Source organism: Ruegeria sp. CK2 (assembly GCF_056536585.1).
The window spans coordinates 73340-97489 of sequence record NZ_JBQFPW010000016.1; the positions used below are offsets into that span (position 1 = coordinate 73340).

Below are 24150 nucleotides of genomic sequence, written 5' to 3' on the forward strand. Positions count from 1 at the left end.
AGGCAGTGCGTACACCTCGGAGTCGAAAAGATGGTTTCAGATAAAATAGGCCGGTTTGTTTGGCATGACCTGTTCACCAGGAATGCCACTCAGTCAAAATCATTCTATGAAAGGATTGCGGGCTGGAGCTACGTGACAGAGCACGCCATGGAGTTCGCGTGGGGTGGCGGGCAGGGGGACTACATTCTTACCCATTCGGAGGGCGAGGCAGGTGCTGGATTTGTCGAGTTGAATGACTCGGAGCATTTCGGATGGATGCCGTATGTTGAGGTTCATGACGTCGACGCGACAGCTGAAAGGGCGCTGGAGTTGGACGGCACCGTCACCAAGGCACCGTTTGAAGTCAACGGAGTCGGTCGTAACTGTTTGCTACGCGATCCAAATGGCGCATATATCGGCATTACCCGGTCCAGCCACCAATACCCTGCGCCAGCAATGCAGTTCGGTGCTGAATTCTATTTGGCGCTGAAAGATGAGTTTCCCACAGAATTCTACAGCGACCTCTTTGGTTGGAGAGCTGCGCCTTTGGATCACACATGCAAAGGACCTTGGCCGATCCTCTGTGCGGGGATCGAAATCGGATTTGTTCTCGCGGGCGCTCTCCAAGGGGGTACCATCCCATCATGGGTTCCTGGCATCAGGGTACCCAGTCAAACCGAAGCGCTGCGACAGGTCCAGAAGATGAAGGGGTCGGTTGTCAATCTGAAAGACGAACAACTAGAAGACAGGCGTCAGCCCATGGTCGTGGATTCAAACGGAACACTCTCTGTGCTCATGACTCGCTAAGACGGAATTTCAATTCTGATCCGCACGTGTTTCTCACTGAATGGGCTACCATGCGACATCGGGCAAATTTCAATACTCTCTTCGTGACTCCGCATCCATATTAGAAACGCAGGGACGTGTTGGTTAATGAAATTTACGCATCTGAAAAATATACATATTTTCTGGAAGAATGCCCACAATAGGGTTAGTTTAGTGGCGGAGACGAAGGGATTCGAACCCTCGAGACCCTTCCGGGCCTACTCCCTTAGCAGGGGAGCGCCTTCGACCACTCGGCCACGTCTCCGCCGACGGGTATATCCGTGCATGTAACCGAGATACAAGGTCGATTTTTCCGGCGCGTGCATTTTTCTGCGATGCCTTAGCGGTGTCGTTCAGGTAACGGTCGAGTTCAAGTATTCTTGCGTGGCGTTTCGTTTTCTTCATGATAGTTGCCAGTAAATGAGTCGTAGCAGTCAGTTTGGTCCATCACTCGTTTTCACCTGAAGGGTGGGTTGGGGCAGGGTCAAATTGGTGGACGTGATATGGGGCATGTCGGATGGCATTCAGGCTGGTTTCCTGCGATGGGGGCGGGATTAGAGGGTACTTGACGTGTTTGATTCTGCAGAGCCTGCATGAAGAAACGCGTTTTCTGGACAAGGCGGATGGGTTCGCCGGGACGTCTACGGGTGGCATGATTGCGGTTGCTCTGGCGGACGGTCGGTCACAGGGCAAGGACATGGCTGCACTGGTCGGCAAACTGGCGGCGCATTACCGCGATGATGCGGACAAGCTTTTCCGTGAAAACGAACGGACCTTTCTGGACAAGGCCTTTGACGACGTTCTGAGAAAATTCAAATTGGGCGGAGGCCCAGGGATCACGGCGTCACAGTACAACTCGACAGGTCTTGCAGAAATCGGAGAGAGCCTTGTCGGGCATCGGACGCTGGAGACATTGGACCCCGAGATCGTTCTGGCGGTCAATACTGTGTGCCTGCATCGGGACGACAAGGTTGGCTGGTCGCCATTCACAGTGACCAATCAGGATCTGAGTCACGAGCACTGGCTGGATATGAGCGCCGTCAAACTGTTGGATGTGGCGATGGCGAGTTCAGCCGCGCCAACCTACTTTCCGCCTCATCTGATCACTGCGGATGGTGTCGATTATGGTTACTTCGCGGACGGGGGCACATTTGCCAACAATCCGGTGATGAATGGCATCAATGTGGCGATTGCAGCAAATCACGCAGACGGGCTGGAAGACATTGAGGCTTTGTCCATCGGGACCGGTCAGCAACCGACAGATATTTCGGAAGAAATGATCAAGGACCCAAATGATTGGGGGTTGCTCAAATGGTTCGGTATTACGTCGGGTGCAACCAAGGGTGCGTTGATTGAATTGCTACTGACGACATCCGCCGAGAACCAGTACTGGATGGCAAATCTTGTACTGAAAGACCGGCTGGTACGTCTGAACCCACCATTGCCCAAAGTTGTCGGCCTGGCCACACACAAACCTGCCTCGTATGACATGATGGATATAGCTTTTCAGGCCAGCAAGCAGACCCATCATTGGGACAAAGCAGTCAAGCTGCTGAACAGATGGTAACTTTCCGAGTTTCCCCAAAACAACCTCTCTGTTGCGTTTTTGAGAGCAGTCGTTAAGAATTAGTTGATAGATATTAAAGAATTATCAGATTGAGAGTTGGGACATGGGGGATTCCGGCATTGCCGAAAAATTGGTGGAAGTACTGCATCGTCCTGATGGCGATACAGCGCTGCGACCAGTTCACACGATTGGAATAAGCGCCACGGGGTATTTCAAGCCATCTCCGATCGCGCAAAACTTTTGTATTGCCGAACATTTTCGCGAAAAGAAAACAGATGTCATTGTGCGCTTTTCGAATGGATCAGGCGCGGCGACGGTACGTGATGGCTGGTCCGATGTGCGTGGCATGGCCGTTCGTTTTCATCTGTCGGACAAAAGCGATACAGATCTGATCGCAATGACTTTGCCCGAGTTCTTTTCGCCAACGCCTGAGGATTTTCTGGCTTTTGCCGAAAAAGCTAAGCCCAAGCCGTACAAAGGCGAGACCCCGTGGCAGAAGATCTTCAACTACTTGCACCTGATATTGCCAAAACGTGATCCCTATCCGGGTGAAACGATCAGCCCAGATGAAGGGGCCATTGAGTTCGCGGATCAAAACGCGCATGCGCAGCTGGGTGTGGTTCAGGCCGCTGCGATCGGGGCTCCGGTCAGTTACGTGCGTGCAGCGTATCACGCAGTACATACATTCATTATTACAGACCCGAACAAAACCCGTCGCTGGGTGCGGTTTGCCTGGCAGCCGATAGCGGGTGTTCTCGAGACAAACCCCAATTTGCCACCAGTGGATGACTTCCTTCAGCAAGAACTCAAAGACCGGCTGAGCGCGGAAACTGCGCGCTTTTCGCTGATGATGACCATCGGGGAGGTGGGTGACGATTTCAACAATTCCGCCCGGCCATGGCCACCACATCGCAAACGGATCATGATGGGAACATTGACGCTGAACGCAGTGCCAGAGGATCAGATCGAACACTCGGAAAAGCTCAGTTTTAATCCGGGATTGCTGACCGACGGGATCGAGATGTCGGACGATCCAGTGTTGAAAGTGCGCGTTGACGCCTACAAGGTCTCCAGCGCCTGGCGCAGCGGAACACCTTGCCCATTCTCGCAGAGGTAAACCGATGACACGCCAGAACACTTGGTTCAATCGCTACGTCAACAGCTTGCCGGAACGGGGATGGTTCAAGTTCCTGTCGCGCTACGTGGTTGTGCCCTATTGGGCCTGGCGGGATCCCAAGCCGAAACTACCAGGCGGTCCAAGACCCTCTCCGCAGCCAAGCCAGAACGTACAGCGCATGATGAACCTGATAATGCCGCTAAAAGACCCGTCGCCTGCCGGGCGTGCCCATGCGACTCTGGCCATTGCCGAGAACGTTGATGAGATTTTTGCCGGGCTGGACAATGTTGGCACCGTCCACTTTGCGCGGTTTCTTCTAATCGACAACAATATCTGCATGATATCCGTTTATGACGGCGATTTCAGCAATTACATCCGGGATTTCATCACCACGATTGGAAGCGTGTTCAACGATGTAATCTCGCTGGTGGATGGTGCTGAGCATCTGATCCCCACCGAACACAATGTCGAGGAGTTCATTGACTGGGTGCAGGAACACGACCTCTTTCAGGCGCCTGATTTTCCGACCGATTTGTTTGGTCTGCAGGATGCGGCCAAAGGTCAAACGCCGAACGAACCACCGCATATGTTGGCGTCATTGCCGCGCGAGTTCGTTTTGCAGTTGCATGCAAATCGTAACCTTTCGTTGGGCGGCGGCTATCGCGCTTATCCCGGGGTCTCGGCCGCGCAAGTGCGCCAGAAATTTGGACAGGGCTGGTGAATACGCATTTTAAACTCTCTGATATTCAGGGCAACATCCTGCGCGGTTATCGTCGTAATCTGGTGCGCCATCTGATCCTTGAAGTGAAAGACAAAGGCGCGGCGCGCCGTTTTCTGGCGGCGGCTGTTGATGATGATACCGCAGACTCACCCAAGATCACACGTGATGTAACTTGGGAGGTAAGGCCGCCTTACTGTTTCAACATTGGCATCACGTATGAAGGCCTGCGCGCTCTGGGAACATCTTCCCGGCACCTGAACACGTTCCCGACCGAATTCAAGCATGGCATGACCAAGCGTGCGATCAAGATCGGAGATTTCGGCGACAGCGCCCCCGAGAATTGGCCCGCGCCTTTTGACCAACCAGACCGCGTGCATCTGATTGCATCCATTCACTCGGACGTTTCCGAGCATCTTGATCAAGTCGAAGCAGAGGTGGCGAAAGCCTTTACCGTCCTTGGTGTACGTAACGGTCGAAACCTTCCCGAAGGCCGGGTTTTCTTTGGGTATGTCGACGGAATTTCACAGCCTCGGTTCAAGCGCGTCATTGATCCGGAAATGGCTGATGTGGATGAGCCCATGGACCCTCTGGGTACAGCGCTGTTGGGGTATCCAACCCGGCAGGAAGGCGTTTTGTACCGTGTGCCTACACCGCACGAGCTGGGCTTTAACGGCTCATTCAACGCGTTTCGGGTGCTGGAACAGGATGTGGTGGCCTTCGAAAACTATCTGGATCAGGCGGCCACAACCCTAATGGACCATCCCAAGAAACATCTGCTGGCGGACCCGGACAATCTGGGCCGCATTGGGGAAGGCCTAGACATGTTTGGTGCCTTGCGCGAAGTGGTCGCCGCACAGATGTGCGGGCGATGGCGCAACGGTGTTCCGTACGAGCTGTCGCCGGATGCACAATTCCCCGAAACCGAAGTCTCGCCGACCAATTTTGACTATACGCACGCGTCACGTTGTCCGGCCGGGGCACATCTGCGCCGTGCCAATCCACGTGGCGGTCCAATCGTGCAACGTATTGCAAATTATACGCGTCGGTTGATCCGACGTGGTATGTCTTACGGGCCCGATTTCGACCCCAAAAACCCTGACAATGCAGAACGCGGTCTGCTGGGTAGTTTCATCGGGGCCAATATCGCGGCGCAGTTCGAAGCAGTGATGTGTGACTGGATCAATTTGGGCCTTCAGGATCCGAATATCACCGGCGCGAATGATCCTTTATTGGGGGCAAATACACCTGAAACCAGCTGGTTCGATATGACTTTACCCGACGGGGATACGATCCGCATCTACGGGTTCCCGCGTCTAATCTACGCGCGCGGAGGAGCCTACACCTTCCTGCCGAGCATAGCTGCGATCAAATATTTGTCGGAACTGACGGACTGAGCCAAAACGTCACTTTAGTTCGGCCAGCGCCTTGTCGATCCGGGTCAGCATCGGTGTCTGACCCGCTGTTTCCACGACGACGCGGGCTTTGGTCAGGTGTTCGATGGCCGGCAATCTCTTTTTGTTTGCCTTGTAGAGCAATCCCATAATCATATCGCAGCGGGCAACATAATGCCCCTGGTCGTCAAATTGCGGATTGCGCCGTACCTCATCAATCATAGCGATCAGTTCTTTTTTGCCGAACAACATGACACGCATGATGGATCTGAAGTTCCTAAGGAGAACGCCAGGTGAGCCGCCGCCTTCACCTGTAAGAATTGCTAAGTACATCTCACACAGGAAAAGACGAGCCCAATCGGCAGCAACCTTAGTCCCTTCATCAGTGCGTTTCTGGATGGCGTTTTCAATCTGACGCAGGCCGTCAGCGACTTGACCATTCAGGGCATACGCAACACCCAACATCGTTGCGGGGCCCACAGTGAACAGGCTCCAACCTTTTGCATCGCAACTGCGAATGTGGCGTTGCACAGCTTCAATTGCGTCCGGTTTCTCAAGTGGCACCATGGCGCCAATTCTTGCAGCTTCGGCAATTGCCAGTTCGAATTCGACCTGCGACGCCGCGCGTGCCTCCTCTGCCATGGCCAGTGCCAGTTCATAGTCATCCGTGACCATGGCAATCAAGGCTTTCATTGCGGTCCCGTAACCCAAGGATCGCGGATCGTTCTTGGCTTTGCCCAGCTCGATCATCCGGTCCGAGGTCGCATGCGCACGTGCAACACGTCCGCGGGTCAGCTCGTTCCAGCCAACGGTCGCAAGGAAGAAGTTCTGAATATAGGCGTCGTCTATTCTTTGAAGCTCGCGTTCAATGATGCGTTTTTTGGCATCAAAAAGCTCGTTTTCAATGGGTGAGAAATAGATCGAAACCGACAGCTCGTTCACCATCGCATATGCTCGGGAAGCCGGATCGCCCAGACGTTCGGCCATGCCCGTCAGTTCCTGCTGGATAAAGTGCGCCTCGCGGTATTTGCCGTTGCAGACTAGGCAGGACACGTAGTGGTGCAGGAACAACGCGTGATGCGGTGTATCTCCGACTTGCGCAAGGATCGGTCGAACTGTTTCGGCGAGATCGATGATTGATTTCACGCGCAGGGAAATATTCGCGCACAGCGCGAAACTGGCGAGAAACTCGGTAAACTGTTCTTTCGACGCGCAGCTTGGGTCATTTTGGAACAAGTTGAGCGCTGACACAAAGTACCTGTTCGCTTCGTCCAGCGAATAGACACCCAAGCTCTTGTCACCGGCCATGGCGCTGTATCGAAACGCCTGATCCGTTCGATCTGTTTGCCCGTAGTGATAGGCCAGAGTTTCCGCTGTTTCGTGAAGACGATTTGCGTTGCGCGATGCCAGCGCATCGGCGATCGCCAGATGCAATTCGGACCGGCGTGAAGACACAAGGCTTTGATACACGGAATCCCGCAACAAAACATGTTTGAAAACGTAGTCTGATGAATTCGCCTCGCGGTAAATCACATCCTCGGACTGTAACCGCTGCAGGGTTGTCCCGGTTTCCTCGGTGTTCTCGACCAGTTGAGACAACAATCCGGGATCAAATCTGCGCCCGATAACGGCGGCAGCTTGCAACAGGTCATGGTCTTCTGGTTGCAGGCGTTCCATTCTGGCGGTCAGCAGGCTGCGCATACTGTCTGGCAGACCGGTTTCCATCAATTGTGTGTCTAGAACAGCCTCGTTGTTTTTAACCTGCAATGCGCCCTGATCCAGCAAGAAACTCAGGATTTCCTCGCCAAATAAGGGGTTTCCCCCAGCGCGTTCGGTCAGCTGCAGGGCCAAACCGTCCGGCAACGTGTCGACACCCAGCCGCGCCCGCGCTAGCTGGGCAAAGTCCTCAACGCCCAGCGGCTTCAATTCGACGGTTGTGACACCGGGCCAGCCCACCCAATCTGGCGTGTACTCGGGGCGTCGGGTCTGAATGATGAGCAGGTTTGACAGCGTCTCAACTTCGATCAGATTGCGCAGCACCTCTTCTGATGCGCTGTCGATCCAGTGACTGTCTTCGAACAGCAGGATGACTTTTTGCTTGGCACATCTGGCCTTGAGCAGAACCGGCAGCAGTTCTCGCGTGCGCAAGCCGATTAGAACGCCGTCAAGCCCATCCAGCACCCCTGGCGGCGGAGTAAGCCCAAAGAGATTGAGCACCAAGGCCTGGTTCTCGTGAGAGTAAACGCCCCAGGTTTTCAGGCCGGATTCAACCTTTTGCGCAACTCTGATGGGGTCGTCGCGATCCCGGATCTTAAATGTGTTTCGAAGGATTTCGAGGATGGGAAGATACGGAGTTTGCTGACCATCGGCAAAACAATATCCGGTCAAGATCAGCGCGTCTTCGCGTCGTAGTTGCTGCAGAAACTCAAAAACAAGGCGCGTTTTCCCCAACCCGGGTTCCGCGACCAGATCTATGACAGAAAGGGCGCGGCGTGCCCGGGCCAGCGCATGAGACATGCCATTTAGCTCGGGCTCTCGCCCCACATAACCGCTCAGACCTTTCGCGACAGATGCGTCAAACCGTGTCGCATCCTGATGGATGGATTGCAGCTGCCAGAGCTTTTGGGGCTTGGTCAGGCCCTTGACCTGATGCTCGCCAAAAAAACTCAGATCTGTCACCCATTCGACCAAACTGCGCGTTGTGTCGCAAATCAGGGGATGGCCCGGAGTCGCAAGGTTTTCGATCCTGGAGGCAAGATTGACTGTGCTACCGACGGCCGTGGCCGGGCTGCCATCTCCTTGGACCGCAGCCATAAGCACATTGCCTGAACTGATGCCCACGCGCATGACGGGTCGGACGCCAAAGCGGGCCTCGATATCATCAGCGGCGGCTGCAAATGAGGCGTTGATCGACACTGCCGCACGGCAGGCACGTAAAGCGGGGTCTTCCAATGCATCAGGAATACCGAACAGCGCCATGATGCTGTCTCCGGCGAAGTCACGGACCGTGCCGCCATGTTCTTCAACCGCGCCGACAAGTTTCTCGTAGGTGAGACGAACAAATTCCAGAGACTGCTCTTCGCCCAGTTCAGCTATGATTGCCGTGTACCCGACCATATCGGCAAACAGCACAGAGACCTGGCGCTTTTGCCCCAAGTCTCCAGTTGCCTTAGCTGATATCCCCGAAATGTCCCCCATATCGGCCAATGGTTTACAACACTGCGCCGTTCCTCGCTAGCGCTAGCTGTCATATTGACGCAAAGGTTAAGTCAAATGCCATCTATTTTGTCACGCATTTTGGTGCCACACCCAAAATGCGCGGCCGAAAACGGGTCAGGCTGTATACTCAAGTTTCAAACCGGGGCGTGGCCATCTGGTTTTGTAGATCTTTCCCGTGCTCGAGGCGGTGATCCACAGGTCGCGCATATCATCGCCGCCGAAACACAAGTTTGTCGTGAACAGATCCGGGATCGCTACATGTTCGGTTGTGCCATCTGGGCTAAAGACTGTGATACCGCCGTTGAAGATCGTTCCGACGCAGACGCGACCGCATTCTTCGACCTTGAGACTGTCCAGCCACTGATATCCGGGCAGTGTTTGCACCACATTTCCGGGCATGCCGTGGATCGGACCCGGCTCTACCTGACCGGGACCAGTGATCTTCATGGCCCAGAGCCTGCCGTAGACAGTGTCTGAGACATAGACAGTCTTGCCATCAGGTGACAGCCCGACACCGTTCGGCATTGGTATCGTTGCCGCTTTGATCAGGGTCTTTCCGTCGATTGTTGCGTAGTACAGCCCGCCATATCGCGTCGATTCCTCATCCTCGATCCCTGTATCGGTGAACCAGAACCCACCGGCGCTGTCGAAAACAATATCATCCGGAGCGATCAGGCGCTTGCCTTCATACGAGTCGAACAGTTGCTTGACCTCTCCTGTGCCAAGATCAACCCTATGCACAGAACCGCCCTTATAGTTCGGGCGTATCGGCGCTGGGACGGTGATCTGATCGGGGCCAAAAGGTACAAAGCTGTAAACGCCACCATTGTTGCAAACATAGGCGGCGCCATCCGGTCCGATGGCGACGCCATTTGGGCCGCCCGGAATTTCGGCAACGACGCTGACCTTCCCGTCTGTTCCCAGGCGAGCGAGCGTTTCTTCTTTGATGTCCACGAACAAAACCGATCCGTCGTTCATGGCCACCGGGCCTTCGGGGAACCCTAAACCGCTACACAGCTCAACCAATTCCAATGTCATATCATCTCTCCCACGGCCGTTGAATGTCAGGTAGCCTGTCCGGCTACGATTATGAAAACACGTCACCTTCCAACCCAAAGGGCTAAAAGGTCAAGTTTGGTTTTGATTTGGTAAGCGCAAATATACGAAAACCCACGGCAGGATCACCTGCCGTTGGTCTGTATTTCAAAAGAAGCTACTTAAAAACGTCCGCAAGATCGGAAACGCTGACGCCTTCTTTGATCTCTTTTAGGCGAGCAAAGATCAGCGCAATCGCGACACTCGTCCAACCATAAGCAATCGCGTTGAGCGCGGCTTCGAAGAACAACCAAGGACCAGGCGTTGGTGACAAGGCACCCTGAACGGGATTTCCGCCCACCAATGCAAGCAGAAATCCAAGAACAAAAGACACCAGCATGACGCACAGGAAAACGAGAACCAGTGTTCCGGCAATAGGCCACCTGTAGTCTTTGGTCAGACTTGCGCTGCGCCGCAATGCGCCAAATCCGGCGCCCTCAATCACAATAGCGGGGACGACAACCGAAAAAACAGCGTACAACCAAAGCCCGGGAATGATAACAAAGAGCGTTCCCCCCAAAATAATGAAAGCCGTGACGATCGAAAGGATGGCGATTGCAGGCAAGTTGCTGAGCGCGGCCGAAAAGTACTGTCCGATGCGCGCCGATCGTGCCAGCTTCGTGTCGTAAGCCAACTGGATGACCATTGCCGTCGTCACGGCGGCAGCGACCAACGAGATCAATCCGACCGCGATCATTGTCACTGCGAATCCGCCCCAGTCAAAACTGCTGCCTGGTACGGTCTCGAATGACGTATCCAGCGAATAGGTATTCAGTATGACATCGATAAGTGCCGGGATGAATCCCAACAAAATGACGATATGGATTTTTTTGAAGAAGATCGAAAACGTATCGCTGACAACAGTGCCGACGCCAAATGGAACATGCGTTCCGGGGTTAACAGTATCTGTCATTTTAACACCCTAAACTAACAATTGCTTTTCTGAGACCGATAAAGCCGCCTTGGAGGTATCACCTGCAAGCAGAAAAAGTACGGCCGACTTCTTCCTTAGGTAAAATTGCAACATGGCATCTTATTCCTGATCAGGCGATGCAGCGTGATGTTTATCTTGACGTTTGTCTCCGAACAGTTGGCGTTGTTCCAGGAACGCGCGCTGGGCCTTGTAGAAAGCTTCGAGAAAGGCTTGTTGATCCTCGGGGCGGACCGGCTCGGCGTAGTCGATCTTGCGTCGCACCTGCACGACGATTGCGGCCAACGTTTCTTTGTGGCGCTTGTAGGCGTCTGGTCCCTTGGCGCGATTTGAACTGCGCAGGACTCCTTCCAAAGTTTGCAGCTCGAACGCGCCGTAATGCTCCAACTGATGCGTGAGGAATTGAAACGAAGGTTGTGCAGCTGATGGCGGGCGCATGGTCTTGGACATGTCCGGCAGCAGAAACGGTTTCGGCAGGTGAATCACATAGGTTCCCGCAATAATGTCGCCCAGACGCTGCCGGCGCCGGTTGAGTAACGGCACGGCCAGAACACCCATCACCCAGATCAGAGACAGGATCGAAGGCACAAGGGCTTCGGTACTCAGGGTCAGCACTAAGGTGCCGGGCAGAAAGATCTCGGCCTCTTTCATCAGATTGCGCACGACCAAAGACTGAGTGGTCAGGGCTTGGCCATCGGCAGAAACGACTTTGATCTTCATCAGCCGCTTTCCCACTGTCTGGCCATTCCAAAGCAATTCAGACGCCGCGTAGTAGGGGATGCGGATGAAGAAAAACAACATGCTTGCAACGGCGATCGCTGTTGTTGGCGTAGCAAGATTCAATACCAAAACCAGAAGAAAGATGGCGACGGCGCCTGCGCCTGTGATCAGCAAATCCGTGAACTGGGCTGCAAGCCGAACGCCGATGCCGCCGACCCGGAAATACAGGGGCACACCTTCAGGTGGTAAAAGACGATCCAGGGCTGCCTGGCTCATGATCGCTTTCTCCCGCCCAAAACAAACCAAAGCAACCACAGCCCACCGACGCCCCAGCCGATTGCAATGCGCGTCGAGCGATCCTGCACAAGCTGGCGCCCGAACCCTTCCAGCAGGGCCGCGACCACCAGCATCAGCGCGGCGATCAATGCCAGCTTGACCGCAGTGTGGCCCGCCGCACGCAGCGCGGCGCGACGTGTCTGTTGTCTGGGAAAGAGCACAGCAAGCCCAAGCTGCAAACCTCCGGCGCTGGCGATGCAAATCGCTGACAGCTCGGTTACGCCGTGTATGGAGAGCCAGCCAAACATATCCCAGCCCAACCCGCGATCAATGTGCAGAGCGTAAAACACCCCCAAGATCAGACCGTTGTAAAAGGTCAGCAATATCGTCGGCGCGCATAAGAATGCGCCCAGGCCAAATACAAAGATCGCAATGCGCGTGTTATGCGAAAACAAATAGGTGGCAAAGGCGCCAAGACCTGTGCTTGAGTCTTCACCGTAGATTTGTGCCCGTAAGTATTCGGTGCTTGCATCCGGACCGCGCCCGCCGGACAGTTCAGTCGGCATGAAAACGTAGAACCATTCGGGGTTGTCAAAGTAGAAAAAATACCCGGCGATTGCACCGGCTCCCATGCAAAGAAAGCCCAACGCGACAACGCGCCAGGATGCGCGCATCGCCTGCGGTCCGCCCGCCGTCAGAAACTTTCGGATGATCCCGCCAAGTCGCTGCTGCGGGGCATAGACACTCAGATAGGCGCGGCTGGTCAGCGCCTCGAGATATTCGAGCAATCCCCGGTCCAGCGAAATCTCACGCGCGATCGAGAGCGAGGTGGTCGCCTGTCGGTACAGATCCGCAAGATCGCGTGCTTCCTGAAAGCTCATGCGATGCAGGCCCTGACTTTCGGCCTTGTCAACCAGATCCGACAGCTTTCGCCAGTCGTCTTCACGTTCCTGACGAAACCGGGCAGAGCGGATCAGATCGGTGTCGGACATCAGATCATTTCTCGCGCTTTGATTTCCAGATAGGTTGAAATCAGCCGGGCGGAGACATTATCCGGTTCCGCGTCAATAACGGTGACCCCGATCTGGTGTAGCCGTTCCAGCACAAGTCGGCGTTCCTGCAGCAGCTGCCCGGTGGACACGGTTTCAGCCACGTCATTCATGTCCTGAGGTGCTGCGTTAACCTGCGTTTCAAGGATGGGGTCGCGCAGTGTGACGAAAACGATCAGGTGCCGTTTTGCCAGAACGCGGACATTTTCCACCATCAGCTCGGCCGATGTGGTGTCGACGAAATCAGAAAATACGATGATCAGGCTGCGTTTGGGGGTGCGTCCGTTCAATTCGGTCAGGGCCAGGGTGTGATTGGTCTCGACGCTTTCATAGCTCAGTTCGGCGGTTCGACTGCGCAGGCGGGTAAAGGCTGTGCGTCCGGGTTCGGGAGGAAGAAACAGACGGGGCTTGGCATCGTAGGCATAAAGGCCAACCAGATCTCCGCCGATGGTCGCGGCCCATGCGGTTGCCAGGGCGGCGGTGATGGCATGGTCAATCTTGGGCAGCCCCGCGATTTCCTCACGCATCTGATATCCGTTGTCCAGCGCGATGATCACGTGGTGATTGCGCTCGGCCCGAACCTCTTTTGCGACCAGCGAGCGATGCCGGGCGGATCGCTTCCAATCGATCGAACCGGCATCCATGCCGGGAACAAAATCGCGCAACTGGTGAAACTCTGTACCCTCACCGATGGCGCGGTTTTCCTTTACGCCGAACAATCTGGACTGAACCGTCGTGGAAATCCCGCCCGATTGGATTTGGCGAATGTTGGGAACGACCGTGACTTCAAGACCAAAGGCGATTTTTGGAACAAATTCGAACAACCTAAGCCGCGACGCCCATGTCAGCCACAGATTGGAAAGCCTCCATGTCCCACGCCGTATCGCGCGAAAGCGGATTTGCGAGCGCTGAACGGACAGATCGATATTCTCTGGGCCTTGCAACCCTTCGGGCCAGCCCAGTTGCCCGCGCATACCGGCGGCCATGGGGGTTATGTTTATCTCGATCTGACTGTCTTCCCCGACAAAGACATCCCCCAAAGGCTCAACGGTGACCGACCGGCGGCGCGGCCAGGACAACAAAAGATCGCAAATCGCCAGCAAGCAAAGAACGACCCACGGCAATCCTGCAATGGTGCGCGTTGCATCCCCCATTACGACCGCAAGCAGGCTAAGGCCAAGCGCCACACAGGCCGCAATCAGCAATATGCGTGAGGGGCGGATCAGCGGGGCGCCTCGATCTGGTTGAGGATGTTTTCCAGCACCTGACGCGCCCCGCGCCCCTCGATTTCGGCCGAGGGGCTAAGTACAATACGATGCTGCAGGGCATGGATGATCAGGTTCTTGACGTCATCCGGGATTGCGAAATCGCGCCCGTTGAGGGCGGCTGCGGCGCGCGCTGCACCCGCAATGGCATCCGCAGCACGTGTAGAGGCGCCAAAGGCAATATCCGCGCTTTCCCGGGTCGCCCGTACTAAGCGCAGGATATAGGCCAGAATATCGTCATCCAAGACGATACCATCAATCAGCTTTCGTGCCCCTGCCATCATTTCCCCGTCCAGCAGGGGGTTCACGGTTTGGGTCGCGCTTAGGAAATCCAACGGCTCGGCCGCGTGCTGGCGCAGGATCGACAATTCGACGTCTTCCGGTGGGAAGGTCAGGTTCACCTTGAACAGAAACCGGTCAAGCTGGGCCTCGGGCAGTGGGTAAGTGCCTTGCTGCTCGATCGGGTTTTGGGTGGCAACGACGATGAATTCGGCGCCCAGCGAGTGATCGGTTCCGTCGATTGTCACCATACGTTCGTTCATCGCTTGCAGCAGGGCTGCCTGCGTCTTTGGCGGCGCCCGGTTGATTTCATCCGCCAGAAGGATCTGGCTGAAGACAGGACCTTTGGTCAGTACAAATTCGCTGGTCTGAAAGTTGTAGATAGATGTGCCCAGAACATCCCCGGGCATCAGATCCGGCGTGAACTGGATGCGCCCGAATTCGAGGTTCAGCGCGCTAGCAAAGCTGCGGGCGAGCAGGGTTTTGGCGGTGCCCGGCGGACCTTCGAGCAGGACGTGTCCACGGGCGAAAAGTGCCGTCAGCAGCAGGTCAACCGCCTCTTGCTGGCCTTTGACAACTTTGCCGATCTCCGCCCTCAGGGCCTCGGCATGGGCAAACAATTCATCAAGCGTCATCGGCAAGTTGCTCCAGTATCAATTCAAATTGGTCTACATATTCTATGGCGTCATCGGCACTGATATGTGGCGGCAGTGCCCGGATTGCCTGGATCAGGTCATCCAGACGAGAGGCCAGTTCAGGCCGTCTGGCGTGAACGAGTTTTAGATAGGCCTGTTCCGGTGAACCCCTTTTGTCGTGCGTTGTACCAAACACCTTCGCTGCCCGGGCGCGTAGTCTGGTGTCAACAAAATCGGACAGCAAGGCGCCGTCCTGATCGGTCAACCGCATCAGCCGTGCACGCACCCTGTTGGCCGTTCGCTTTCCCGTGCCCAACCCGGATTGGGGATCGGCAATTGGCCCACTGCGAATGCCGCCGCGCCAAATTGCCAGCGCCAGAAGAAGACCTGCGCCAACCCACAGAACCACAAAAGGGGGCTCAAACAGGCGTTTCAAGTCCTCCCAGGTGCGCTCACGCTCGATCACCTGCTCGGGTTCCGTCAGCCAGTTCTCGTCGCTGTAGTCGATGATGATCCGATGCTCACCTGCGATCTCAGGCAAAAGCTGCGCAGCGATCCTGGCGTTGTCCCCCAGAACCAGTCCGTGATTGTTCAATAGATCGGGGTCGGACAGAACGTGTACTTTTTCTCCGGTGCCCGACAGAGGGCACGCCCCAAGCAGCATAGCTCCCTCACGGCCTAACACAGGTTCGCAGCCACGCCCCTCGAACGTCTGAGCGGCATAGATACGCGCGACGAGGCTCCGATCTGAAGCGAGCGAAAACTCTGAAAACGGAGTTCGGGCAAAGGACAGCGGTCCGACCTCGGACCCGACGATTTGATGAAGCACTTCTTGGGTATTTGCGCCGCGCACGATCAGAAAGGGGTGCGCAAGTCCGGTCAGCCGCATTCCGCTGCGCCATTTCGGCAGGATCACAAGGCTGGGAACAGACAATGCCTTTTCACGGATGACATCGACCTGTTGGTCGAACTCATCCGATTGCAGCAACAGCTCATCTTTGGTCTTGGCTGCGCTGCGTTCCGTGTCTGGATGGGCATCATACACCGGCTGGATCAACAACCCGACCGTATTGCGATTCAGTGGCCACCCTCCGGCAAAGCTCTGTGCCGCGTGGTTTTGATCCTTGAGCCAGTATTCCAACCCGTCGAACCCGCTTGCCGATTCGCGCAATGCGTATTGCCGCCCCGCCGTGAAATACAGGAAGATGCCAACGCAGAGCGCGACCACCACGCCGACGATAATCCAATCCATTCTGACCCGGCCTGTGGGTTCAAATCCGGTTGCTTCTGTCACGCGCGGACCTCGCGCAGGATCGGTCGAATGCGATCCAGCAGGCTGCGGAAATCGACTTCGCTGATCGAACGGTGGCCGAAATTCACCCGTTCGCTCTCAAGAACAAGCGCGCGCAGGTCTGCAATGTACCAAAGGTTTTGTGGCAGGCTGCGCAGCGCCTCACGATGCGTCCAGCTGCGTTTGAACAACACCTCATTGGCGGTCAGACATTTACCAAGCGCAAGCTGCGCCAGCCCGGCAACTGCCTGATCGCGGTTTTCTATGCGCAGGATCGCCTCCAAATCAGGTGTTTCCTCACTACCCAGCTGTTCGCCGGTGGGCTTGCGCCCGCCTTTGCGCTGCGCGTTTTCCGAGGACGACCCGAAAGCCACAGAGGTTCCACCGGCGCCGAAATAGACAAACAGAACCAGAAAAATCAGAACGATTGCCGAAACACCACCCACCACCCAACGGTTGTCCAATGTCACTGACTGGCGTCGTTCGGTTTCCGGCGTAAACCGTGTGTCCAGTGGTGGGGCAGGGCGCGCGGGATCGAAATAGACGACCTCCGTGTCAATTCCGCGGTAACGGACGGCCTTTAAGTACTCTTGCCCAGATTCACTGATATCGACCCCCGAAAGCGCAGCTTCCTGTGCGTTGGCAGGTGACAAGACGCACACGAAACAGGAGACAATCGGGACCCAAAGAAACTTCATCGTCGTATCGATAGTCCACTCTCGTTTTGCACGCAACAACCTCAGTTTGGTTCACTCAGTGATTGTCTGAAGCCTACTGTGCAGCTCTTTTCATGGACATCTTTTCAACTACTTGTGGCGACTTTTTGACGGCTGACTGATCGAATCGCCGCCATGCCTGAACGTGCATAGCTGATTCTGTGACCTAAAACTCAGCCGTTGATCTAAAGGTTAAATTAAATTTAACAAAATTAATATGTTAGATGCCATTACGACCCGCAGTCACGCTCTGGTAACGCAACGATGGCACCTGTTCGACGTCGATCAGGAGGACATCATGCCGCGACCCACCGCCCCTACTCAGCCATGGCCTAAGCCGGACGAATTCAACCCCGCGGCAAATAGCAGTCAGCGCCGCGTGGCGCCTTTGCTGAACAATGCCTCGGCGGCCGTGGCCGCGCATAATGGCGAGGCTGATACATTTGCAGGCTCCTGGCCCACGAGTTTCTCGAAGGGCTTGCCCCATGATGCGTACGGTATCGTTGATGCGCAGGCCTATTCCGAGTTTCTCGAGGAAGTCGCTGATCCGACCTATACGGACAATGCTGGAAACCGGGTGGCTCTATTTGACATGCCAGCTTATTCCGGGCCTTTTCGCACCCAGCCGACCACAGGGTGCGCTGACTTCCGGTGGCGCGCGTGGGAAAGCCCGATTTCGGGCCATCCGTTTGGTTTCACAGGGCCTGACGCTGGTGCATTGGGTATCGCGCCGGCGCCTCGTCTCGGCTCGGATGAACTGGCCGCTGAAATGGCCGAGCTTTATGCGATGGCGTATCTGCGGGACGTGCCTTTTGAGGCGATCCGCGAAGGCGCTCAGGGTGCGGATAAAGTGGTGTCGGCGCTTGGGCAAATGGCTTGGTTCCAGAGTGACGCCAGCCCAAAGGATGCCGACGGTGAGCGTCTCAGCAAAGTGTCTGAGGCACGGCGTGTTCGGGATGGTGGCGCTCTGACGACGCAAAGTCTGTTCCGTGGATCGAGCCAGGGTTGTGCCCAAGGGCCGTACGTCTCACAGTTTTTGCTGCAAGGTCAGGAGCGGTTGGCTGACTGTAAAGTGACATCCGCACAGCAGCTATCTGATCAGCCCGATATGTCGCCAGTTCTGCCACGAAACGGTCTGTCTCCGTTTGGTGCGCTTCGGATCGATCAGCGGATCGATCCACAAACGGCCGGCGTGGATTACATGCGCGACTGGGCGGAATGGTTGGATGTGCAGAACGGTGCCGACACAACAGCCGAGCAAGCTATTGATGCCGAGGGTCTAAAGCTCATCGAAACGCCCCGGGACCTCGCGTGCTATGTTCATTCCGAGACCACCTGCCAGGCCTACCTGAACGCATGTCTGCTTTTGCTCAGCTGGGGTGCAACCGTAGATGAGGGTTTGTCTGCCTCGGGAACTGATTGTCGTCGTGATGCCGTGACCTGGGCGGGGCCGCGTACCCTGACACTGCTAGCCGAGACAGCGACCCGGGCCCTGCGGGCCGTCAAAAACCAGACATTCCAGGTGCACAACAGGGCGCGCCCGGAAAAGCTTGGCAGCATCGCAAGTCTTGTGGCGAATGGTCATGGTGCGGTCCTCGGACGATCCCAGCCGCTGGCTAATGCACATCTGAGCAAGCTTGAGAGTGCAGCGAGTCAGGGGTTCAACTTGATGAACGCTATAGCCAAAGCGCCGTCTGAACCGCGTTTTTCACACAACGTGAATTCGCAAAACGGACTTCCTTCGAACGATCGCAATCTTCTGTTGCCCATGGCTTATCCCGAGGGATCGCCCATGCATCCGTCTTATGGTGCAGCCCACGCAACAGTTGCCGGGGCTTGCGTAACGGTGCTCAAGGCCTTTTTCCGAACGCATAGCTCGGATGGAACCCGTCTGACGTTGGCCGATGCTGGTGCATATGCTGTCTATGTGCCCGAATCTGGCGGCAAGTCGCTTGTGCCGACAAAGCGGCCGGAAGACGCCTTAGATAACCTTACGCTGAATGGTGAGCTGAATAAGCTGGCCGCCAATATTGCGATCGGGCGCAGTATGGCGGGTGCGCATTACTACAGCGACTATTTCGAAAGCGTTCGCATGGGTGAACGGATTGCAGTCGGTATGCTGGCAGAGCACTTGGCCATGCAAAGCGAAAATTCAAAAGTCTCGATTGAGACTTTTGATGGTGATCGGCTCAGCATCATAGGTAGTGACGAACACGACAGCGAAATCCATGTCCAGAATAGCACGCCCGAATTGTGGTGGACTCGCCATCTGCCCGAGCAGGCAGGGTGGTGATCAATGCCAGAGGTCATCACGTTCTCAAGTAGGTTCGGATGGGTGTCGTGAATTTACCCCGCGCCATTTCCGCGCCGAGGGCTCCTGGGCGCGTTTGGGCCACGTCCGCGAACCTGCGGTCGTGCCTTTCTGAAATCAAACGGAATATCGAGATGCCTGTCTTTCAATCTCCAGGCCTAGCTGATCAGGGTGTAAATGAAGCTGCCCTGGCGGCCTGGAATGCGCGGGTCCAGACCCTGTTTAATGATCATGACGTTAGCCCGTTTTTGGTGTTGGACCCGCGCGATATCGAAGACACACAGACTTCTGATGAGTTCAAGTGGTCGGGCAGCCCGCGCGAGCCATTGGATTGTTTGGGCGCCGAATTGGCAGAACGCGTATCGGATTTGGGTTGGTCCAGTCGGGTCGAGTTGCACAATGAATACCTCGAATACGCACTGGTGATGCGCCCTGATCTCACCGGCAGAATGCGCCCGAAACGTTTTGTTGCGACCACCGAGCTGATGGAGTGGTGGATGACAATGGCGGTGCATGATCTGGAGCATTTCCTGCATGTCGTCGCTTCGATCACGCGGTGCGCCTATAGCGCGCAAGAGCTGTTTGGCGTAACGGGCGAAGATTGGAAGGCGCTGGACATATCTGCACGTATGGCCTGTTTTCATCAACGGTTGGTTGGTGCCGGGCGCGCTCAGCCGCCTGAGCATCCAATTAATGTTGAAAGTGTTTTGTTTATGTCCTCGGGCAGGAACAGTTTGAGCGATCTGACCTCAGTGATGCATTTTGGGTCTTTCCCGTATCTGGTATTGCAAGAGGGTCAAAGTCGTCGGGCAAGACTTGACGAGATATTTACCCACGCAAACAGGCAGGATCTGTTCTGTCGCAGCGCACTGTCAAACGTAGCAAAAGGCGCATATGATTTGGCTTTGGTCGAAGGATCAGTGCCCCCAAAAGGCCGGGCGATGGCTTTTGCCGATCCACTGGGAATGTACATCCGATCCTTCCAGTCATCCGATCTTTTGCATGATGAAAAAAATGTCCCCAACGAATGGGTTCGGTTTTCGCGTGGGGTCGAGGGGATGCCAATGCGTCTGGAATTTGGACCATCCGACGACGACCCAAGGTTTCTGGACGAGGTTTGTTTGGGTGCTGGCGTTACGACGCACCCGGTTTCAGGATACAGTCTTGCAAGCTTGATCGAGGTCGGGCCGCTGGTGAAAACCGCTGCTACGTCGCGCCCGATCACCAAAGTAGAACTGTCCGAGATACCTGCCGCTGAACCGGATGGGATTGTTTGTGGATTGCCTGGAACCCAGCGATGCAGGCAAATCTCAGAATTCGCGGACCAGTGCGAAAACGCGCCTCGTAGAAACGAGAAAGCCTTAAAGCAGGACAACAACTAGAATGTGCCTAGACCGGTACAGCTTTGACCACCGGCAATGGAACCTCTGGCGCGGTCAAATCAAACACAGCAACGGGGCGCCCCAAAGCCTTCGCCGCCGCAGTCAGAGCTTCGCCCAAAGTAGGGTCCGGCGTCGCCCACTCGTTTGGATCAAATTTCGCTTGTGGGGCAACGGGCCGATCTGCGCGCGCGCCGCGGTACAGTTGAAACAGCCGTTTTTGTTCAGCATCCATCCCCTGTTGCGTGACGCCCGTGTGGTCCAGAGTGACCATGTTGCGCCACGACACAACGGCCTCAGACGTGGCACGCCAAATACCGCTTTCCAAATCGGCGGCGAATGCGGTTCCATAGGTGGGCCGCCCGCCATCCGGATCAGCGCAGACCGCGCGAAACAACATACCAATGCCCGGGACCTCTGCCAGATGGATGTGCAGCTCACGCAGGTAGGTGTTAAGCCATTTAGTCAGGTCTTGAGGCAAGGACGAACCGGGCAAAGCGAAGGTGTAGCCCAGCGGATCAAGTGCGTGTTCCAGGCACTCAAGAACAGCACGCAGGGCGGCAGCCTCATGCGTCGGGCCGGCCGCCGCCCCCTTGGATGTGATCGTCCCATTGGTGCCCGGTGCGCCCAGCGCCAACGATTGAGTTGGCACGGTGTAGGTTCCTCCGTCCGATGCAATCAGGCTTTCGCCGGCGTCAGGCGCGTCGGAACTGTATTGCAATGCATAGCGTTCAATGGCCTCAAATCCTGCCAGCCGCGACGCGTCCCTGGCGGTGCGTGCTGTGCCGAAAGACACGCGATGCTCCATCGCGCCTTCCGGCGGCAGAGTTCCCGGTCGCAGCTTAATCAGACGGAAAGCCGTATGGATCGGCGCGCCGTCAGGAAATTCGGCAAAGGATGGTTTGGAAATGAGCCTTGCCGTCTCGGCCCGTTCAATCAGCGAGTCAGTCATTTTCATTTCCAGATACCAACACAAGGAGATATACAGATGATTGTGGTTCTAAGGGAAGGGATTTCGAAATGGCTCGATTGAAGCTTAAGCAAGATTTTTCAGTAAAAGACATAGGTTGCGAGGTTCTTCGAGCTGCACGCGCCCGTGCGCTGGGCGAGCGGGGCGAAGAGGAAAAGGCAGAAGGCAAAATCCGCGAAATGATCGCGGAGGGTGAACATTTGGACGTTACTTTTGTTTATGACTCGCGAAAGCGCATCAACATCATAATTCCCGACTTGAGCGACAAGATCGGTGATGACAAACCCGACTACGACTGCTGGTGCGACGACTTTGCATACGAAGCGATGGGTGGCATCGTCGTCTACGGTTGCGGTAAGTAAGAGAGGAATCTCAGCTTATCCAAGGAACCTTCGTGACAACGGCACGGACCAAGATATTCCTGACTGGCCCGTTCCAGGTAATTTGCGACGATGGTCGGGATGCAACACCGCGTGGCACCAAGGCGAAGGCACTTGTCGCCTTGGTGCTCTTGTCCAAAAACTCGATCCGCAGTCGAACTTGGTTGCAGGACCGGTTGTGGAGTCAAAGCTCTCCTGCACAAGGCGCTGCATCCTTGCGCAAGGAACTCAGCGTTCTCACTAAACACTTCGGCAAGTTTGATCTAAAATTTCTGGATATCGGACGTGAAAACGTTTCGATTGATCTTAATTCGCTCGAAGTTGATTTGTTTGACGCACAGCTGCACCCGGATCGGGCGGAGTTGCTGGAAGGGCTTGATGTTGCAGACCCAGAGTTCGAAGAATGGCTTGCCGTCGAACGTCAGGCCTACTGGGACATTGACACCGGAGAAGACGGTCCCGGCCCGATCACCGGTCGAGCTCCATCGCATTGGGGACGTCAGCGACCCGCAGTGGTGGTCGAGCCGATGGAGGTGGTTGGCGACACCCCGGACATTGCGGTGGCCGCAGTATCTATACGCGACGAACTGTTGTTTCTGTTGGGCACGCTATCCGACGTGATCGAACTGCGGGATGCCCGCAGGCAAGAGGGGCCGATTGATGGCTACGTCCTGAGCGGCAGCGTTGTTGGCGCCGAGGGCTTGCGGGTTGCGGCGCAGCTGACCTCGACATCTGACCAAGTCTGCTTGTGGACCGAGCGGTTCCGGTTTCGCAAGCAAGACACATTCGACGCGGTTGAAGAGATTGCGATGAAGGTCGTCGAGGCCCTGCAATTGCGCTTGCGCGACGGCCATTGGTCAGAAATCTGGTCGGGCCGTTCCAGCTCGACAGAAGTTTGGACCGCGTTTCAGAATGGTCGCATCCAGGAAAGCCACACAACTGAAGGCGGGCTTTTCCGCGCGATCCGACAATACGAAGCGTGTCTTGGCCGCGACCCGGACTATCTGCCTGCCAGTGTTGCCATTGGGTTCTGTCGGTTGGATCTGATCCGGCTTGGAATTGATAATACCCCCGAGCAAACGCTGATCCAAGTGGACGCGGAATGCGCTCAGTTGCGCGCCAAACATCCGACAGACCCATATTGCGCAGCGCTTGAAGCGTTTACGCGCAACGTGGCGGGTAAAACCGACGAAGCGTGCCTGCTGATGCGCGAAGTTGTGGACAGATTTCACAGCAGCCCTGAGCTTCTGGGTTATTACGCTGGCTTGCTTGGCTACGACGATCAACTTGAAGCTGAAATATCCGTTTACCGTCAAGCGCTTGCGTTGACTCCGCACCCACCGATCTGGATCGAAGCCAACTTGGCCATGGCGATGGCATTGACCGAGGACAAGGCAGCCTGGCAGCACGCACATAACGTGCTGCGCGCGGACCCAGATAGTGTGCGCGCGCGCGTGGTTTTATGCTTGCTGTCGGTCGCTGGTGGAAACGAGTCATTGGCGCGCCGACACGCGCGCCGGATTCTTGAATTGCAGCCGGGCTTTACCGCTAAGCGCTGGGCTTGGCCCGGCTGTTTCAAAAACCAAAACCACTACACTGATGTCGTGCGGCTCTTGTCCGCAGCCGGATTGTAATGGATTGGAGTTAGACTTCTTCAAGCACTTTGCGGGCGACGCGGAAACACTCCAAAGCCTGCGGGACGCCGCAATAGATCCCGACGACGTGAATGATGGCGCGGATTTCTTCCGGGGTGACACCGTTGTTGATCGCACCTTTGCAATGAATTTCCCATTCGTGCATCTTGCCCAATGCCCCGATCATGGACAGGTTCATCATCGACCGCGTCTTGGCATCGATCACGTCATCGCCCCAACCAAAGCCCCAACACCAGGCGGTCATCGCCTCTTGAAACGGGCGGGTGAAGTCGTCCGCAGCGATAAGGTTCTTTTCCACATACTCCGCGCCAAGCGTGGATTTACGTTGTTCCAACCCTTTCAGAAAAAGGTCTTCGTCAAAAAGGTCGGGCATTTTAGA

20 protein-coding genes and 1 tRNA gene are annotated in these 24150 nt (G+C 55.8%); 9 read left to right on the plus strand and 12 right to left on the minus strand.

What is annotated here, in order from left to right; genetic code table 11:
• Window positions 1-30 precede the first annotated feature (30 nt).
• The gene (locus ACR0BU_RS20330) at window positions 31-786 is read left to right on the plus strand and encodes a VOC family protein (protein WP_480736601.1); all 756 of its coding nucleotides are present in this window, start codon (window positions 31-33) and stop codon (window positions 784-786) included.
• Between the two features lie 193 nt (window positions 787-979).
• On the opposite strand, the gene ACR0BU_RS20335 is transcribed toward ACR0BU_RS20330, so the two are convergent.
• A tRNA-Ser gene (locus ACR0BU_RS20335) sits at window positions 980-1069 on the minus strand.
• Window positions 1070-1321: 252 nt separating this feature from the next.
• Here ACR0BU_RS20335 and ACR0BU_RS20340 point away from each other — a divergent pair.
• The 4 genes from ACR0BU_RS20340 (at window position 1322) to ACR0BU_RS20355 (ending at window position 5603) form a co-directional block, all read left to right on the plus strand.
• Window positions 1322-2371, plus strand: coding sequence for a patatin-like phospholipase family protein (locus ACR0BU_RS20340; RefSeq protein ID WP_300068448.1), 1050 nt, complete (start codon window positions 1322-1324; stop codon window positions 2369-2371).
• 103 nt (window positions 2372-2474) lie between these two features.
• Window positions 2475-3488 carry a catalase gene (locus ACR0BU_RS20345; protein WP_480736599.1) on the plus strand — a complete coding sequence of 338 codons (1014 nt, stop codon included), beginning with the start codon at window positions 2475-2477 and terminating at the stop codon, window positions 3486-3488.
• Between the two features lie 4 nt (window positions 3489-3492).
• Complete coding sequence (locus tag ACR0BU_RS20350) at window positions 3493-4209, plus strand: hypothetical protein (protein ID WP_298937763.1); 717 nt, start codon at window positions 3493-3495, stop codon at window positions 4207-4209.
• The gene (locus ACR0BU_RS20355) at window positions 4206-5603 is read left to right on the plus strand and encodes a Dyp-type peroxidase (RefSeq protein WP_480736597.1); all 1398 of its coding nucleotides are present in this window, start codon (window positions 4206-4208) and stop codon (window positions 5601-5603) included. The genes ACR0BU_RS20350 and ACR0BU_RS20355 overlap by 4 nt, the downstream gene beginning before the upstream one ends.
• A gap of 9 nt (window positions 5604-5612) precedes the next feature.
• Here ACR0BU_RS20355 and ACR0BU_RS20360 read toward each other — a convergent pair whose 3' ends face one another.
• From ACR0BU_RS20360 to ACR0BU_RS20400, 9 genes are all read right to left on the minus strand, one after another.
• Window positions 5613-8798: an ATP-binding protein gene (locus tag ACR0BU_RS20360; RefSeq protein WP_480736596.1), complete on the minus strand. Its 3186-nt coding sequence runs from the start codon at window positions 8796-8798 to the stop codon at window positions 5613-5615.
• 135 nt (window positions 8799-8933) lie between these two features.
• Complete coding sequence (locus ACR0BU_RS20365) at window positions 8934-9857, minus strand: SMP-30/gluconolactonase/LRE family protein (RefSeq protein WP_298937760.1); 924 nt, start codon at window positions 9855-9857, stop codon at window positions 8934-8936.
• A 175-nt stretch (window positions 9858-10032) separates the two neighbouring features.
• Window positions 10033-10827: a hypothetical protein gene (locus tag ACR0BU_RS20370; protein ID WP_480736595.1), complete on the minus strand. Its 795-nt coding sequence runs from the start codon at window positions 10825-10827 to the stop codon at window positions 10033-10035.
• A gap of 120 nt (window positions 10828-10947) precedes the next feature.
• Entirely contained in the window at window positions 10948-11841 is an 894-nt protein-coding gene (locus tag ACR0BU_RS20375; protein ID WP_480736594.1) for an RDD family protein, read from the minus strand.
• A complete protein-coding gene (locus ACR0BU_RS20380; protein ID WP_480736593.1) occupies window positions 11838-12833 on the minus strand; it encodes a stage II sporulation protein M in 996 nt (331 codons plus the stop codon). Before ACR0BU_RS20380 ends, ACR0BU_RS20375 begins: the two co-directional genes overlap by 4 nt.
• Complete coding sequence (locus tag ACR0BU_RS20385; protein WP_480736591.1) at window positions 12833-14044, minus strand: DUF58 domain-containing protein; 1212 nt, start codon at window positions 14042-14044, stop codon at window positions 12833-12835. The genes ACR0BU_RS20380 and ACR0BU_RS20385 overlap by 1 nt, the downstream gene beginning before the upstream one ends.
• A gap of 68 nt (window positions 14045-14112) precedes the next feature.
• On the minus strand, window positions 14113-15069 hold the full coding sequence (locus ACR0BU_RS20390; protein WP_480736589.1) for an AAA family ATPase: 957 nt from the start codon (window positions 15067-15069) through the stop codon (window positions 14113-14115).
• Entirely contained in the window at window positions 15059-16363 is a 1305-nt protein-coding gene (locus ACR0BU_RS20395; RefSeq protein WP_480736588.1) for a hypothetical protein, read from the minus strand. The genes ACR0BU_RS20390 and ACR0BU_RS20395 overlap by 11 nt, the downstream gene beginning before the upstream one ends.
• Window positions 16360-17058 carry a DUF4129 domain-containing protein gene (locus ACR0BU_RS20400; protein ID WP_480736586.1) on the minus strand — a complete coding sequence of 233 codons (699 nt, stop codon included), beginning with the start codon at window positions 17056-17058 and terminating at the stop codon, window positions 16360-16362. The genes ACR0BU_RS20395 and ACR0BU_RS20400 overlap by 4 nt, the downstream gene beginning before the upstream one ends.
• Before the next feature lie 316 nt (window positions 17059-17374).
• Between ACR0BU_RS20400 and ACR0BU_RS20405 the strand changes: the two genes are divergently transcribed.
• Together ACR0BU_RS20405 and ACR0BU_RS20410 are read left to right on the plus strand one after the other, a co-directional pair.
• Window positions 17375-19369 carry a phosphatase PAP2 family protein gene (locus ACR0BU_RS20405; protein ID WP_480736584.1) on the plus strand — a complete coding sequence of 665 codons (1995 nt, stop codon included), beginning with the start codon at window positions 17375-17377 and terminating at the stop codon, window positions 19367-19369.
• A gap of 152 nt (window positions 19370-19521) precedes the next feature.
• On the plus strand, window positions 19522-20769 hold the full coding sequence (locus tag ACR0BU_RS20410) for a hypothetical protein (RefSeq protein ID WP_480736582.1): 1248 nt from the start codon (window positions 19522-19524) through the stop codon (window positions 20767-20769).
• Between the two features lie 7 nt (window positions 20770-20776).
• Here ACR0BU_RS20410 and ACR0BU_RS20415 read toward each other — a convergent pair whose 3' ends face one another.
• Window positions 20777-21718, minus strand: a complete 942-nt coding sequence (locus ACR0BU_RS20415; protein ID WP_480736581.1) for a YcaO-like family protein — start codon at window positions 21716-21718, stop codon at window positions 20777-20779.
• 68 nt (window positions 21719-21786) lie between these two features.
• Here ACR0BU_RS20415 and ACR0BU_RS20420 point away from each other — a divergent pair, with 68 nt between their 5' ends.
• Complete coding sequence (locus tag ACR0BU_RS20420; RefSeq protein WP_480736580.1) at window positions 21787-22098, plus strand: hypothetical protein; 312 nt, start codon at window positions 21787-21789, stop codon at window positions 22096-22098.
• Between the two features lie 32 nt (window positions 22099-22130).
• Window positions 22131-23750 carry a hypothetical protein gene (locus ACR0BU_RS20425; RefSeq protein ID WP_480736578.1) on the plus strand — a complete coding sequence of 540 codons (1620 nt, stop codon included), beginning with the start codon at window positions 22131-22133 and terminating at the stop codon, window positions 23748-23750.
• Window positions 23751-23760: 10 nt separating this feature from the next.
• On the opposite strand, the gene ACR0BU_RS20430 is transcribed toward ACR0BU_RS20425, so the two are convergent.
• A complete protein-coding gene (locus ACR0BU_RS20430) occupies window positions 23761-24144 on the minus strand; it encodes a carboxymuconolactone decarboxylase family protein (RefSeq protein WP_299084236.1) in 384 nt (127 codons plus the stop codon).
• Window positions 24145-24150 lie beyond the last annotated feature (6 nt).

What these genes read in the sequence shown, in the direction of transcription:
- ACR0BU_RS20330 (WP_480736601.1), top strand. Translation starts at nt 31, where the DNA reads ATGGTTTCAGATAAAATAGGCCGGTTTGTTTGGCATGACCTGTTCACC.
- ACR0BU_RS20340 (WP_300068448.1), top strand. Translation starts at nt 1,322, where the DNA reads ATGGCATTCAGGCTGGTTTCCTGCGATGGGGGCGGGATTAGAGGGTAC.
- ACR0BU_RS20345 (WP_480736599.1), top strand. Translation starts at nt 2,475, where the DNA reads ATGGGGGATTCCGGCATTGCCGAAAAATTGGTGGAAGTACTGCATCGT.
- ACR0BU_RS20350 (WP_298937763.1), top strand. Translation starts at nt 3,493, where the DNA reads ATGACACGCCAGAACACTTGGTTCAATCGCTACGTCAACAGCTTGCCG.
- ACR0BU_RS20360 (WP_480736596.1), bottom strand. Translation starts at nt 8,798, where the DNA reads ATGGGGGACATTTCGGGGATATCAGCTAAGGCAACTGGAGACTTGGGG.
- ACR0BU_RS20365 (WP_298937760.1), bottom strand. Translation starts at nt 9,857, where the DNA reads ATGACATTGGAATTGGTTGAGCTGTGTAGCGGTTTAGGGTTCCCCGAA.
- ACR0BU_RS20370 (WP_480736595.1), bottom strand. Translation starts at nt 10,827, where the DNA reads ATGACAGATACTGTTAACCCCGGAACGCATGTTCCATTTGGCGTCGGC.
- ACR0BU_RS20375 (WP_480736594.1), bottom strand. Translation starts at nt 11,841, where the DNA reads ATGAGCCAGGCAGCCCTGGATCGTCTTTTACCACCTGAAGGTGTGCCC.
- ACR0BU_RS20380 (WP_480736593.1), bottom strand. Translation starts at nt 12,833, where the DNA reads ATGTCCGACACCGATCTGATCCGCTCTGCCCGGTTTCGTCAGGAACGT.
- ACR0BU_RS20385 (WP_480736591.1), bottom strand. Translation starts at nt 14,044, where the DNA reads ATGGGGGATGCAACGCGCACCATTGCAGGATTGCCGTGGGTCGTTCTT.
- ACR0BU_RS20390 (WP_480736589.1), bottom strand. Translation starts at nt 15,069, where the DNA reads ATGACGCTTGATGAATTGTTTGCCCATGCCGAGGCCCTGAGGGCGGAG.
- ACR0BU_RS20400 (WP_480736586.1), bottom strand. Translation starts at nt 17,058, where the DNA reads ATGAAGTTTCTTTGGGTCCCGATTGTCTCCTGTTTCGTGTGCGTCTTG.
- ACR0BU_RS20405 (WP_480736584.1), top strand. Translation starts at nt 17,375, where the DNA reads ATGCCGCGACCCACCGCCCCTACTCAGCCATGGCCTAAGCCGGACGAA.
- ACR0BU_RS20410 (WP_480736582.1), top strand. Translation starts at nt 19,522, where the DNA reads ATGCCTGTCTTTCAATCTCCAGGCCTAGCTGATCAGGGTGTAAATGAA.
- ACR0BU_RS20415 (WP_480736581.1), bottom strand. Translation starts at nt 21,718, where the DNA reads ATGACTGACTCGCTGATTGAACGGGCCGAGACGGCAAGGCTCATTTCC.
- ACR0BU_RS20420 (WP_480736580.1), top strand. Translation starts at nt 21,787, where the DNA reads ATGGCTCGATTGAAGCTTAAGCAAGATTTTTCAGTAAAAGACATAGGT.
- ACR0BU_RS20430 (WP_299084236.1), bottom strand. Translation starts at nt 24,144, where the DNA reads ATGCCCGACCTTTTTGACGAAGACCTTTTTCTGAAAGGGTTGGAACAA.